Genomic DNA, 13,491 nt, shown 5'->3' with positions numbered 1-13,491 from the left:
ACAGCGATCGAAGTAGCGGTCTGTAAGGGCCGCGTACCCCGGAGGACGGATCTGCCATGACCACCACCACCTCGGACCTGCCGGTCGTCGTCATCGGCGCCGGGCCGGCCGGCCTCGCCGCAGCCGCCCACCTGACCACAGAAGGCCTCGCCGTGCTGGTACTGGAGCGTGGGCCGGCCGCCGCCGACGCGGTGCGCCAGTGGGGGCACGTGCGGCTGTTCTCCACCTGGGCCGAGCTGACCGACCCCGCCGCCGAGAAGCTGCTGGCCCCCACCGGCTGGGTCAGGCCCGACGCCTCGGCCTACCCCACCGGCGCGCACTGGGCCGAGCAGTACCTGCAGCCGCTCGCCGACGTCCTGGGCGAGACCGTGCGCTACGGCGCGACCGTCACCGGGGTCTCCCGCGTCGGCCGCGACCGGATCGTCGACGCCGACCGCGCGGAGCAGCCCTTCACCGTCGACTACACCACCCCCGACGGCCGGGAGCAGCGCGTCCTCGCCCGCGCCGTGATCGACGCCTCCGGCACCTGGACCCTGCCCTCACCCGCAGGCAGCAACGGCCTGCCGGCCCTGGGCGAGCGCGCGGCGGCCGACCGCATCTCCTACCGCGTCCCCGACCTGGCCGACCCCGCCGTCCGCGCCCGCTACGCGGGCAGGCGCACCGCCGTCATCGGCTCCGGCGCCTCCGCGTTCACCGCGCTGGCGGCACTGGACGAACTGGCCGAGGACGCCGAGGGCACGCACGCGCTGTGGGTGCTGCGCCGCGGTATCTCCGGCTCCACCTTCGGCGGCGGCACCGCCGACCAGCTCCCCGCCCGCGGCGCACTGGGCCTGGCCGCCAAGGCCGCCGTCGACAACGGCCACGCCGACGCCGTCACCGGCTTCCGCACCGCCGCGATCGAGCCCGGGGACGCGGGAGGACTGGTCCTGGTCGGCGACGACGGCACCCGCTTGGACCCGGTCGACGAAGTGATCGTCCTGACGGGCCTGCGCCCCGACCTGTCGTTCCTGTCCGAGATCCGCCTGACTCTGGACGAACGCCTCCAGGCCCCGCCCGCCCTCGCCGAGGAGATCGACCCCAACCAGCACTCCTGCGGCAGCGTCCGGCCTCACGGCCACCGCGAACTCGCCCACCCCGAACCCGGCTTCTACATGGTCGGCATGAAGTCCTACGGCCGCGCCCCCACCTTCCTGGCCATGACCGGCTACGAGCAGGCCCGTTCGGTCGCGGCCGCCCTCGCCGGCGACATCGAAGCCGCCGACCGCGTCGAACTCACCCTCCCCGAAACCGGGGTGTGCGGCGGCTCCGGCCTGTTCGACGACCCCAACGCCCAGACCGGCGGCGGCTGCTGCACACCCGTCCCGCAGCTCGTGCAGATCGGCGTCGGCTCAGCCGCGGCCCTGCAGATCGGCGACGCCGACCAGCCGTCCGGCGGCTGCTGCAGCTGACCGCCCGCGTCCGACACCCGCACCACCGGGGCCGCGACCAGTACCGGGGACTGGTCGCGGCCCCGTGCCGCGCTTCCGGCGCTGTGCCTGACGCAGATCGTCCCGCGCGGCCTCCGCGGCGCCGGACAGCCCGCCGGCCGCACCCTGGCGCCGCCCGGGCCTCACCGCGGGGCGGCTACCCGCACCTGTTCCCCGTGCCGGCCGCCGTGTCGCTGATCGGCGCCGTGCTGTCCCTGGCCGCCCGGGCGCCGGACGCTTCGCGCGCGATCCCCGCATGAGCCACACGGAGAACGAGCCCCCGGGGTCGTGAACGGCCCTCGGAGCGAGGCGGGGTGCCGCCCGACGGGAACAGGCCCGGGGGTCCGGACCGTGGTCCGCAGGAGACCACCTGCGGGTCTCAGCCTGCCGACGTGCGTGCCGTGTCCCCGGTGCGGATCCGCTGACGGAGGAAGAGAGCGGCGCGGTCCAGTGCCTCGTCGGCTTCGTCCAGGACACCGGCGAACGCCTGGAAGACATGGGGAACATCAGCGGTGACGTCCAGGATGACGTCCACTCCGGCTTCCCTCGCGCGCGCGGCCATGCGTGTGGAGTCGTCCAGGAGTATTTCGTTGGTGCCCGCCTGCAGAAGCACCGGGGGGAAGCCGGTCAGGTCGGCGAGGGTGGCGGGGCTGAGCATGGGCTGGTGCGGATCGTGTCCGGCAAGGTACATGGCCCCGGTGTGTTCCAGGCCCTCACGCGTGAAGAACGGGTCGATGCCCGCCTTGGTGTCCATGCTCTCCCCTGTCCGGGTCATGTCGAGCCCGGGAGAGAACGCCACGACTGCGGCGGGCACAGGCAGGCCCGCGTCGCGGGCGGCGAGGCAGGTGGTGACGGTGAGGCCGCCGCCTGCGGAGTCCCCGGCGAACGCGATCGCCGAAGGGTCCTCGCCGCTGTCGAGGAGCGCGCGGTAGGCGCTCACTCCGTCCTCGATCGCGGCCGGGAACGGATGCTCAGGGGCGAGCCGGTAATCCAGGGAGAACGCCCTGAACCCCGTCCTGGTCACCAGGTTCCCCGTCAGCGACATCGCCGTCTCCGGTGAACCGACCACGTAAGAGCCGCCGTGAAAGTAGAGGATCGTCCCGGCCTTCGGAGTGCCGACCGGCTCGACGAGCACCGCCGGGCGATCGCCGAGCGTCGCAGTCCGGGTGCGGATCCCCGCCGGGACGATCATTTCCGCCATCATCGCCCTGAACCCGGCGCGGATCTCCTCCACCGACCGAGGGGCCTCCGGCTGAGGCCGCCGGACCATCGCGTCGATCTCCGCGCGCTGCTGCCTGCTCATTGTCGCCTCCATCGCGAATGCATGCCAAGGAACTATATGCCTAGGCAGTTACGTTAGAATATATGCCATGGCATCCACGTCAAGCCGTGGCCCGATCGACCTCCCGGGCTTCTTCGCCGATCTCGTCCGCTGCGAGACACGCCTCTACAACGCGCTGAACGACCGCCTTCGCGAGCGGCACGGGATCGTCACCTCGCAGTTCGAGTTCCTGCGCTTCCTGCGCGACCACCCCGGGGCCCGGGTCGCGGACCTCGCCGCCGAATTCGCCATCGGGATCGGCGCGACCAGCAAGGGCATCGACCGCCTGGAGAAGCAGGCATGGGTCGTACGGCGAACCAATCCGTCGGACCGCCGCTCATCACTGCTGGACCTGACCGCCGCAGGCCTGCAACTCGTCGAGGCGGCGGAGGCGACCTTCACCAGGACACTGACCGAGCTGACCGCGGACGTCCTGGGCGGCCCCTCGGGACCGGCCGCCGCACAGATCTTCTCGGAGTTGCGCTCTGTACTCGAACGCGACCAGATCGGCCTGCCCACAGGCTGACCGGGGTGCGCATCCTGCGCGACTGCCCGTAGGGAGCTGATGGACCCCTTGATCACCGACGCGGCCGCGCGAGGGAACGCCGGCCCGGAGTCGGTCGGCGTGGACTCCGCCATCGTGCGGGCCCGTCATCCGGACCGGACGGCGGCAGGAAGGTGTCGCGGGGGCAGGCCGGATGCCGCCGGGCCCGGCCGGTCGCGGGGCAGGGCGGGCTGAGCAGCAGGACCCACAGCGCGACAGCGCAGGCCTGCCCCTGTCGTTCGTGCTCACCCCCGGACAAGCAGGGGCCCGTTCCCTGTCGTGCGGGACAGGATCCGCGTTCCCGGCCCCGCGGCCGCCCCCGGCCACGGGCAGGGCCACGGCCACGGCCACGGCCACAGCCACGGCCACGGCCACAGCCACGGCCACGGGCACGGGCACGGGCACGGGCACGGGCAGGGCCTACCGGTCCGGGACCAACCGGGTCCCTGTACGCCGGCGCCACACCACCGCGGTGATCCCCGGGAAGATCGGCCGGCAGGCCCACCGCAGGAAGAAGGGCTCGGCCGGCGGACGGCCGGTCGCCTGCGACCCCGAACGCCACACACAGCGCGACACCGTCGAACGCCGCTTCCAGAACATGAAGACCTGGCGGCGGACCGGCCACGCGCTACGACAAGGCCCCCGGCACCTACGGAGCCGGCCCGCCCTTCCACGGATCGGTCATGTGGCTGGAGTTCCTCGCCGCAGCCACATGATCCGGATCCCACCCAGCTCCTAGCAGTAGGCCGTAAGGATCAGCAGGTCGATCTGGACCTCCGTACCGCAGGGCAGTCCGGCGTCCAGCGCGGAGAGTTCCGGTGCGACCGGGCCGTTCGGCACACAGGTGTTGCCGTCGGACGCGACGGTTCCCGGGAGGCTGACGAGGAGGACCTCGCCGGCCCCGCTGTTGATGTCGCAGCGTGCTCCGGGGACCGCGGCGGAGGCGGGAGCGGCCCACCCCAGGCCGAGCGTGGCGGTGACGAGCGCCAGCGTGGTGCCGACGGTGGCCAGGGCCCGCTTCTTCCGGGACACCGGGGCAGACCGGCCGACGGAGCCGACGGACGAACGGGTGCTTTCGGATGTCGCGCCGAGGGCGCGGCGGAAACGTTTCGTCATGATCGAGCAGTCCTTTCAGACGAAGGGGAGTGTTCCCATCCGGCAGAAGACACCCGGCGGGGCTGTCGCACAACGGCCCGCGCAGCCGCAGGTGCGCGAAGCGCGCACCGGCGGGAGCGCGCCGGAGCGCCCCGGCGCACGGGTTTCACGGGTGGGGCGCAATTGCGAGCCACGGCGCGTGATTCCGGGTGCCCCAGCGGGTGGGTCCGGGGGACGTGGCAGGGGCGTGCACGCGACCGCCGGTGGCGGTGGTGCGGCCCCTCCGGGGGGTTCAGCCGGCGGTGACCGGGGGGCCGGGGCCCGCGGCGCGCGCTGCGCTCGGTGACGGCCGGGCCGGCGCTTGCACCGGCCTGCCGAGCGGCGGTCCCCTACCTCCGCAAGCCTCCTGGGCCGCCGCTTCGCCGACACCCCGGCTCTCCCGGCCCTCGAACGACCACGTCCGGGAGAAGCGCGCGGTGGTGGCGGTGCCCGTGACCACCACCACCGCGCCGGCAACCGCCGCGCCGCCGGCCGGAGACAAGCCTGCGGCGCCCGCGGCGGTGCCGCGCGGCACCTACGGTCAGCCTGCTGACCGCCGTGTTCGCCACCAGCGGGGCCGGGCGGTGCAACGCTTCCGGCGTAAGGCCCGGCCAACCCGACGCGAACGGGACGGACGCGTCAGCAAGGCTGCGTGACACGCGCGCGCCCCGGAAGACGTTCAGCACCGGGCACGGCCAGGGGCAGTGTCAGCTGCGGATCATGTGGTGGTGGTGAGGACCTTCAGCCACCTGATCCGACGTCAGGCAGCCCCTGGCCGGCCTCGGCCGCGTGGAAGGAGACGAGGGCGGACAACAGGGCGCGGGCGGGCTCTGGGAGGCCGTCCACGGGGACGGGGCCGCCCGCGTTGAGTGCCGTCAGGAGTGCGGACAGCTGGTCCGGCGGGAGGTCGGTCGCCGTGACGTGGCCGTTGGCCGCCACCAGGCACCGTCCGGCACCCTGCGCCCACAGCACCCGGGTGGTGGCGCGGGCGGCGGCGCCGTCGGGAAGGGGCGGCCGCGGGGCGGGGGGCGGCGCGGGCGGGAAGCCGCCGACCGTCCAGTGGCTCAGCGACCGCTCGGTGATCCGCGCGGCGAGCTGCTCCGGCGACACGGCGGCCCGCACCCGGGCCAGCTGCCGCTCCGCCACGTACGGCAGCCCGCCCGCCGGACCGTCCTGCGCCGCGGCCGGGTGCGGGCCGGGCACCGGCCGGAAGGCGTCCTCCCACAGTCGCGGGATCTCGGCCGCGGCCAGCCGCCCCTCGCACGGGACGCCGACGTTGACGCTCGTCGCGGCGCTACCGTCGCCGCAATTCTCCCCCACGTGGTAGAAGCGCGAGGGCCAGTAGAGCAGGTCGCCCGGCCCCGCCTCCACCGCGAACGAGCTGTCGAGGTGGGCGCCGTAGTCGAGCATCGTCGTCACGGACTGCGGCCACGGGCGCTCCGCCCAGAAGCGCATCCGCTTGCGCCCGCGCAGGACGAACATGAACGTCGCGTACCGGTCGCGGTGCACTCCCGCCGGGCTGTGCTCGTAACTGCCGTGGAAGAGCGCGGTGATGGCCCCTTGCAGCGGCTGGCCGACCCGCTCCCACAGGCCCGCGTAGAAGTCCCGCTCGCGTGCCCACTGGGGCGGGTGGAGCTCGTGGAAGCGCTGGGCGACGAGCGCGTAGCGCCGGCCGTGCAGGGCCTCGCGCATCCGCCGCTCGTACCCGTCGAACGAGCCGTCGGCAGCCGCCGGGAGGAGGCCGGCCGGCTCCGCGCGCTGGTCACGGTCCACGGTGAACTGCGTGAACGCCGGCATCGCGTCCGGGCCGCGGCGGGTGCTCACCGCCACGGCGGCGGCGAACACCTCGTGCTCGGCGAAGGGCTCCCCCGCGCCCCGCACCAGCACCGGCCGCCGGTCCCAGGACTCGGCGGCGAAGCGTTCCCAGTCGAGGCCCTCCTCCACGCCGTAACCCTCCTGCGCGGCCCCGGTCATCGGGTCCCTCCCCCCTCGGTCAGGTCGACCGCCCGCATCCGGTGGAGCGTCCCCACCAGCGAACGCAGTGCCGCGCTGCCGCCGGGCAGCCCGGCCGCGCGGCCCAGGTCCTCGACCGTCACCGTCCCGCCCCGTCGCGCCGTCAGTTCCGCGCGGACACGGTCGGCGGCCGCACCGGAGATCGGCAGGGCGTGCCCGTTCACCGCCCACAGGGCGCCGCCCTCACCGTCCGGTACGACCTCGATCTCCGCCACCGGCCGCACCCGCCAGCCGTCACCGAAGTCCACGGCCTGACGCGGCGGCGGTACGGGCTCCAGGCCTGCCGCCGAACGGCACGCCGCCCACCGGCGGCGCAGGGCCCGCTCCGGACCCGGGCCGCCGAGGACGCGCAGCAGCGCGGTGGCGCCCTCGCGTACGGGCCCCGTGTCCTGCACGCGGCCGTCGGCGCCGGCGGGTGCGGGGAAGGGGAGGTACGGGGTGCGCCCGCCGAACTCCGGCTCCCGCTGGACCAGGTCCGTCACCACCTGTTCCACGCTCACGGCCGCGGCGGCCTCCACGTCCGGCAGGACGAGGCTCACCGCCAGGCAGCCCCCGGTGCTGTGCTCGGTGTACGGCGCTCCCGCCGGCCGGTACACCAGCTCGCCCGGCCCCGCCCGCAGGGCTTGCCGCCCGGGCCCGGTGCCCGCCGCGCGCAGCGCGAGCGCGCCGTCGAGGACCCAGGTGAGGACCGCCGGCGAGCCGGAGCGGGCCGGCCGCCCGTACCCGTCGCCCACGGTCAGTTCCACCGTCAGCGGCAGCGACGGCCGTCCCACACGGTCCCACAGGCCGGTGACGAGGCCGCGCGTCGAGGACCACAGGCCGAAGTCCAGGACGAGGGGGTGGGTCACCGTCAGCTGCCAGCCGGACCCGGCCAACTCGCCGCGGACCCGCTCCCGGTAGCCGGCCACCGCGCCGTCGCCCGCGTCCGGGAGCAGCGGGCCGGGGCTGCGCAGACGCCCCTCGGCGGTGTCGAACCGCACGTCCGGGACGGCACCCAGCCGCGTCCCGGAGCGGAAAGGTGCGCTCGCCGTGACGGCGAGCCGGAACCACTCCGCCGCCTCCGCCCTCACGCCCGCCGGAAGGACCACCGGCTCGCGTTCCCAGTAGCGCTCGGCAAAAGCGGCCCAGTCGGGAGCGGCGGGCCCGCCGTGACCGGGCGGCTCGGCGGTGCGGGGCAGACCGGCGTCACCGGAGGGACCGGCCCCGGCCTCACCGGCCTCCTCGGACTCGTCGGCCTGGTTCACGGAGCCGGCGGACGTGTTCATGAACCCCCCTCTTCCGGTTGCGGGCCCATGCCGAAGCGCCTCCGGACCCGTTCGGTGTACGCGTGCAGAGGCTCCAGACCGAGTGCCGCGCGGCGCTCGTCGACGCCGTCCGCGTCCTCGATGGCGCAGGGCTCCAGCACGCCGCCGACGTCGGCGAACTTGGTCCCGTACACCTGCGCCAGCCCCTCCGCCAGGCGCAGCGTGTCCGTCAGGCGCGCCACCTCGTCCCACGGCGCACCGCCCTCCCGGGCCGCGGAACGCATCAGTTCCAGGCAGTGCTTGCGGAAGTCCGGCTCCCCGGTGGCGTGCTGGAGCAGCCGGGCGGCGGCGCCGGCCGCCCGCGGGCCGACGGCGGCGATGTCCGGCCAGCCCCGCTCGGCGACCGCCACCCGCAGGCGCCGCATGCCGGCCCGGGTCAGACGGTCGAGACGGCGTTGCAGGGACGCGTCGCGCATGCCGGTGGCGGCCCACCGCTCGCGCAGCGGTGCGTCCACGCGCTCCAGCGCCAGCAGCCAGGCGCGTACCTCCTCGGCGGGCTCGGACGGGCCCGGCGGCCACGGGTCCGTGAGCGCGTCGACGCGCAGCCGTATGCGTGCCGCGTCCCAGGTGAAGGTGATCCGGCGGCCGGTCTGCGGCCAGTCGAAGCACGCCTGGCCGTGCCGGGGGCCGCGCACCCGCAGCCGTACGCCAGCGGCCCGGTCGTGGACGTCGTGCGGGCAGTCGCCGTGGACGTACCGCACGGCGTCGCGCAGCGCCGGGCCCAGCCCGGCGAGCGTCAGCCGCGCGCCGGCGGAGACGTCCGCCGCGGGCGGCCACCAGGGCTGCGCGCACGGTCCCGCGCCCGTGGGCCCGAAGGAGGTGCCGGGCGCGTCGCCCGGTGGCCGGACCGCGAGCAGTTCGCCGCCCGCCGCGGAGCGGAAGAAATAGGGGACGTCACCGCGGGCCATCTGCTCGCGCTCGGCCGGGGCGAAGCCCGGCGAGCCGGCGAGCTCGTCCGGGTGGAGGCCGTACTCCGCGCTGTCGCGGGCGACGACCCGTACGCGGTGGTCGGGCAGCCGCTCGGCGAGGAATCCGGCCAGCCGCTCCCGGGAGCGGCACATCAGTGTCCAGGCGTCGAACATCCCGCGCAGCATCGCGGGCAGGTACGGGCCGTAGCCGGTGCGGCCCCGTGTGTCCCCCACCACCGAGCGGGTGGCGGTGCGGGCCAGCGGGCGGGAGCGCCGTTCCAGGGCGAGGCTGCCGTCCGCCCGCTCGCGCCAGTGCAGTCGGGGGCCGTCGGGCGCGCACCACCGGGCGGTGCGCTCCAGGCCGACGTGGTGGGTGCCGCCGGCCTCCGGGTCGTGGACCAGCCCCGTGTCGTACAGCCCGGTCAGGCCGGTGAGGAAGACCTCCAGGTCGACGGGGTAGAGCGCCGGTCCGGGATGGGCGGGCAGGGCGCCGACGAGGACGTTCTCCCCGATCAGGTCCGACATCCCGAACGCCGCAGCGGCCGCCGCCAGGGATCCGGCGCGGTGCCAGAAAGCCGGCGCCGCGGCGCTGTCGAGGACGGTCCCGGTCAGCTTCCAGCGGCCCGACCGGCGGAGCACCCCGGGCTCCGGGGGCGGCTCGACCCATTCCTGCCAGGAGTAGGCGTCCCGGTCCGCGCCGGTGCCGCGCCAGCAGCGCAGGGTGGGCAGCCACACCTCGCCCGACGCGGACGGGAGGCTGTTGAGGAGCGCGAAGACCGACGCTTCGGCGTCTCCGCCGGCGAGGAAGAGCACCTCGCCGGACGCCGGGCGCGGTTTGTAGGCGACGGCGCCACCGCCCGCGAAGCCCACCCGCAGCACTCGGTGGCCTCCGTTGTGGGTCTCGTCGCCGTGTGCCCGCAGCGAGGTGACGGCCCCCCGGAAGCGCGGTTCTGCGGGCCAGCAGGTGGCGGACGTGTCACGGTGCAGCCGCGTCAGGAAGAGGGTGAGGGCGGCCTGCCACTGCGCCTTCCGCAGGGCCAGCAGCCGCCGCGCCTCGTCCGCCGGCCGGAGGGCGCAGGCGGTCAGGCCCTCCAGGACGAGCGGCCCGAACAGCTCGGTGTTCGACGCCGCGAGCACGCCGGGCGCGAGCGCCGCGGCGGATTCCCCGGCGGGCCCGGCGCACCACACCGCCAGCGCCGCGAGGGCCTCGGCCAGCGGGCGGAAGCGGGGACGGGCGAGCAGGCCGGCGACCTGCCGGGCGTCCGCCGCCCCGCTCAGCCGGCGGGCGACGGCGATCGTGCCCTCGGGCCCGTCCCTGACGACCGGGGGCAGGGCCCGCCCGGCCTCCCCCCGGGCGACCGCATCGACGAGCCACGCGGTCGGGGAGGAAGACCGGGCGGATGCCGGCGCGGTGTCCGCGGGAGCGGTCAGGTGCCCGGTCGGGTACGGCCGATCCGGTGCGGACGCCATGTCGGCGTCAGAAGCAGTACAGGTGGATGGCGCAGGTGCTGGCCGCCGCGGACTCGTGCTCGGGGACTTCGGTCTCCAGGTCGCCGAGGACGAGGTCGAGGGGTTCGGTGGCAGGTGCGGCCTGTTCTTCTGTTGCCAGGTTCATGTCAGCCTCCCGGATGCAGTGATGTGTCGTTGCGGAACGCAACCTGCCGGAGCTGAAAGGGGAAGTCAAGGACCCCCGGGCAAGTGTGCCCCAAAGGGCGCCCTTGCCGAAAACCTCATCCGCCCTGGTCAAGCCGGTGCAGCCCTCCTCCGGGGATTCCCGGCCGCCGGATGGTCTGGCCGGATGGCTTCGCCCGGCCCAGCGCAAACGCAGGTGTTCTCCGGTGTACTTGAGCCCGGTGCCGCCGATGTTCCCGGCGTGCCCGAGCCGGTCGGACGAACCCGGCCGGGACCGTTCCGGCCGCGCGCCTGCGAGCGGGGGCACGTACCTGGGAGCACGGAGGAACGGCACGCTGGTGGCGATGACGGGCGAGCGCTTCCACCCTCCCGGGTGGACGGAGATCAGCGCGGTGTGCCCCCGGACCGCGCGCAAGCGCGGTCACGCCGCCCGCATGGTGAGCGCGCTCGCCGCCCGTCGGGCACCGAGGCGGGCGTCCCTTCCGGCGCGTGGCCAGGACGAACACCGCATCGGTCGCCCTCTGCCAACGGCTCGGGTTCGCGACCCGAAAGCACGTCACCTTCCGCGGGTACCGCACGCCGTGACGGCAGCGGGCCGGCCACCGTGTGCCCCCGGACGCCCGCCGACCGGAACGGCGATGGAGAATGAGCCGTGATCGGTGACCGATGGGGTGTGAGCACCAGCGAGACCTCGCGTCCCTACCCGTGCGACGACTTCGTCGTCTCACCCGCGCTGCAGGCGTGGCGTGGTGTGACCGTCCGGGCTCCCGTCGAGGCGGTGTGGCCGTGGGTCGCGCAGGTGCGGCTCGCCCCGTACTCGTACGACTGGATCGACAACCTCGGGCGACGCTCGCCCCGCGAACTGGCCGGCCTTCCCGAGCCGCACGTCGGGGAGAGGTTCACCACCGTCGGCGGGCGCGAGCTCGGCCGGATCGTCGCGATCAGCCCGGGCCGGCACCTGACCGGCGTCATCATGGGCGCCTTCATGTCCTACGTCCTCGTCCCGGCGGACCCGGGCACGACACGTCTGCTGCTCAAAGTCGTCATGCAGACGAACCGCTGGGCAGCCGCCGCACTGTCCGTCGGTGATCTGGTGATGGCTCGACGACAGCTGCTGAACCTGAAACTGCTCGCCGAGCGCCGCCGGTCCTGAACGGCCCCGGAGCGGCCGGACACGCGTCCGATCCGTCGCGGTCACGAGGTCGACACGGTGGCCGCCGCACACCTGGCCCGCTCATCGCTCCCGGGCAGGCCGACGACGGGAGCACGTTCAGGCAGGTCGTGGCCGAGGTCCGAGTCCCCCGCCAGGGCGGCGGCCGGTTTCCTCCCGCGGTTGTCGATACGGGCCCCCGGGTGTTCGTCGTAGGAGCAGGACGGCCCATCAGGGGTCCGCACAGAGGGATGGTCGACATGGCGAAGTACCTGGTCCTCATCTACGGCGACGAGCGCGAGTGGGACTCGATGTCCGCGTCCGGGCGGCAGCAGCTCGCCGAGGGCCACCGCGCCCTGGTCGCGGCGGCCGGCGGAGCGGTCCTGGACACCCACGAGCTGGAGCCGGCGAGCACGGCGACCACGCTGCGCACCGACGCCGCAGGCCGGCCCACCACGACCGACGGGCCGTTCCTGGAGACCAAGGAGGCTGTGGGCGGCTACTACCTGATCGAGGCATCCGGCCTCGACGAGGTGACGGGACTGGCGTCGAAGCTGTACGAGGCCACGGCCGGCCACAGCGGCGTGGAGATCCGGCCGGTGGTGGAACGTGGATGAGTGACGAGGTCGCCGCGGCGGTGGCGCAGGCGCACCGGGAACTCGACGTTCCCGGGCCGGTCGATGCGCCGTCTCGGTTCTGGGCCGCGGTTGCGGCGTCCGGCCGGGGAGCCGGGCGCCGCAACCGCGGACGTCAGGCGGACGCGGTGACCGCTCCGCCGAGGTGTCGGGCGAAGAACCGGACCGCGCTGTCGGCCTCGAACCGGGGCAGCTCCTTGTGCCGGCCCGAGTTCACGTGCAACGACTTCTCCTTCGAGGCGAAGGCGTCGAACAGCGCGAGACCCTCCTCGCGAGAGATGTGCTCGTCGTCCCACTGCAGATCGAACTCGATCGGGATGGTGATCTGCTTCGCCTTCCGGGCCAGGGCGTCGGGCCAGTGCTGGCCGAAGACGGCAGCCGTGATGCGGGGTTCGGCGGCCACGAACGGCACGCCGATCGCAGTGCCCATGTTGATGCCCCAGTAGCCCACCGGCCCGTCGCCGCCAATCTCCGGAAGCTCCTGGAGGGCGTCCAGGAGCGCCTGGTACTCGGGCACGGCGAGTTCCGCCAGGTGGTCGTTGTAGCGGACGACGATCGGGCCCTCCGGCTCGCCCGCCGCCCTCGCCCGGAACAACTCCGCGATTTCCGCTTCGTCGTGCGCCGTGCGCGGCCGGTCACCGTGACCGGGCGCGTCGATGACGGCGACGTGGAAGCCGCAGCCGGTCACCAGGAGGCGGGCCCGACCCGCCATCGCCGGGTGCTTCTTGTGGTTGCCGCCGCCGTGGCCCATCAGGACCAGGGGCGCACGGTCAGCGCCGGAAGCCGGTGACCAGAGGACTCCGGGGACATCGCCCACGGTGAAGTCACGCTCGACCATGCCGTTCGCCGACGATGCGGCGTTGAACTTCAAAGAGTGCACAGGTGTTGCCTTTCGGGAGTGCCATGGTGGCGAGGCGCTCCCGGCGAGACCTACGTCAATCGCCCGACCGTGACGGGTAGGGGGAGCACCCACAGCGTTACAGCGTTCATGGGTCTCACCTCCTCCGGTGGCGTCACGGGCAACGGAAAGCTATCAGATCGATCACCTGCCGCCCACGCCTTTTTTCGCTGGCACGTGATCTCGTCTCAGAACAGGCGTAAGGGTGCCCGCACAGTGGGTGCGGGCGCCACGTGGCCTCTCGTCCGAGTGAGGGCCTGCGCTTGCGCGGGCGGCCGACCGGACACCGAAGCCGGCGCCACCAAGCCCCGCAACCTCGTCCGACCCGCACGAACGCGCCCCGCACCCGCCCATGGCCAACTTCCGGCTGGGAGCCCGTCGTACGTGGAGCCGTTCGTGGAGCCTGACGGATACCCCGACCCTGTACGGCACCAGGCCGCCGGCACGAACCGGTCGTGCGCGCCTGCGAGTTCGTCCCGCGCCGGC

General features: G+C 74.3%; 11 protein-coding genes. 4 read left to right on the top strand and 7 right to left on the bottom strand.

The window, feature by feature from the left end; translation table 11 throughout:
- Positions 1-56: 56 nt before the first annotated feature.
- The gene (locus tag ACH4SE_RS18515) at positions 57-1,448 is read left to right on the top strand and encodes an FAD-dependent oxidoreductase (RefSeq protein ID WP_398544463.1); all 1,392 of its coding nucleotides are present in this window, start codon (positions 57-59) and stop codon (positions 1,446-1,448) included.
- Positions 1,449-1,845: 397 nt separating this feature from the next.
- On the opposite strand, the gene ACH4SE_RS18510 is transcribed toward ACH4SE_RS18515, so the two are convergent.
- Positions 1,846-2,769 (bottom strand): alpha/beta hydrolase, encoded by a 924-nt coding sequence (locus ACH4SE_RS18510; protein ID WP_398544462.1) that lies wholly within the window; start codon positions 2,767-2,769, stop codon positions 1,846-1,848.
- A 67-nt stretch (positions 2,770-2,836) separates the two neighbouring features.
- On the opposite strand from ACH4SE_RS18510, the gene ACH4SE_RS18505 reads away from it, so the two are divergent.
- Positions 2,837-3,313 (top strand): MarR family winged helix-turn-helix transcriptional regulator, encoded by a 477-nt coding sequence (locus ACH4SE_RS18505; RefSeq protein WP_398544461.1) that lies wholly within the window; start codon positions 2,837-2,839, stop codon positions 3,311-3,313.
- 753 nt (positions 3,314-4,066) lie between these two features.
- Here ACH4SE_RS18505 and ACH4SE_RS18500 read toward each other — a convergent pair.
- The 5 genes from ACH4SE_RS18500 to ACH4SE_RS18480 form a co-directional block, all read right to left on the bottom strand.
- A complete protein-coding gene (locus ACH4SE_RS18500; RefSeq protein WP_398544460.1) occupies positions 4,067-4,447 on the bottom strand; it encodes a hypothetical protein in 381 nt (126 codons plus the stop codon).
- A 759-nt stretch (positions 4,448-5,206) separates the two neighbouring features.
- Positions 5,207-6,439: a JmjC domain-containing protein gene (locus ACH4SE_RS18495; RefSeq protein ID WP_398544459.1), complete on the bottom strand. Its 1,233-nt coding sequence runs from the start codon at positions 6,437-6,439 to the stop codon at positions 5,207-5,209.
- Positions 6,436-7,743, bottom strand: a complete 1,308-nt coding sequence (locus tag ACH4SE_RS18490; protein WP_398544458.1) for a hypothetical protein — start codon at positions 7,741-7,743, stop codon at positions 6,436-6,438. Before ACH4SE_RS18490 ends, ACH4SE_RS18495 begins: the two co-directional genes overlap by 4 nt.
- Entirely contained in the window at positions 7,740-10,160 is a 2,421-nt protein-coding gene (locus tag ACH4SE_RS18485; protein WP_398544457.1) for a DUF4135 domain-containing protein, read from the bottom strand. The genes ACH4SE_RS18490 and ACH4SE_RS18485 overlap by 4 nt, the downstream gene beginning before the upstream one ends.
- Before the next feature lie 7 nt (positions 10,161-10,167).
- Entirely contained in the window at positions 10,168-10,305 is a 138-nt protein-coding gene (locus ACH4SE_RS18480) for a hypothetical protein (RefSeq protein WP_398544456.1), read from the bottom strand.
- Between the two features lie 669 nt (positions 10,306-10,974).
- Between ACH4SE_RS18480 and ACH4SE_RS18475 the strand changes: the two genes are divergently transcribed.
- Together ACH4SE_RS18475 and ACH4SE_RS18470 are read left to right on the top strand one after the other, a co-directional pair.
- Positions 10,975-11,475 carry a hypothetical protein gene (locus tag ACH4SE_RS18475; RefSeq protein ID WP_398544455.1) on the top strand — a complete coding sequence of 167 codons (501 nt, stop codon included), beginning with the start codon at positions 10,975-10,977 and terminating at the stop codon, positions 11,473-11,475.
- Between the two features lie 257 nt (positions 11,476-11,732).
- Positions 11,733-12,089 carry a YciI family protein gene (locus ACH4SE_RS18470; protein WP_398544454.1) on the top strand — a complete coding sequence of 119 codons (357 nt, stop codon included), beginning with the start codon at positions 11,733-11,735 and terminating at the stop codon, positions 12,087-12,089.
- Positions 12,090-12,222: 133 nt separating this feature from the next.
- On the opposite strand, the gene ACH4SE_RS18465 is transcribed toward ACH4SE_RS18470, so the two are convergent.
- Complete coding sequence (locus tag ACH4SE_RS18465; protein WP_398544453.1) at positions 12,223-12,987, bottom strand: alpha/beta hydrolase; 765 nt, start codon at positions 12,985-12,987, stop codon at positions 12,223-12,225.
- Between the last annotated feature and the right edge of the window lie 504 nt (positions 12,988-13,491).

Origin of the sequence: Streptomyces sp. NPDC020983 (assembly GCF_044333485.1) — a bacterium.
Lineage (GTDB): Bacteria > Actinomycetota > Actinomycetes > Streptomycetales > Streptomycetaceae > Actinacidiphila.
Note: the sequence above shows the minus strand (reverse complement) of the source record. Positions and strands in the feature narration are given on the sequence as shown.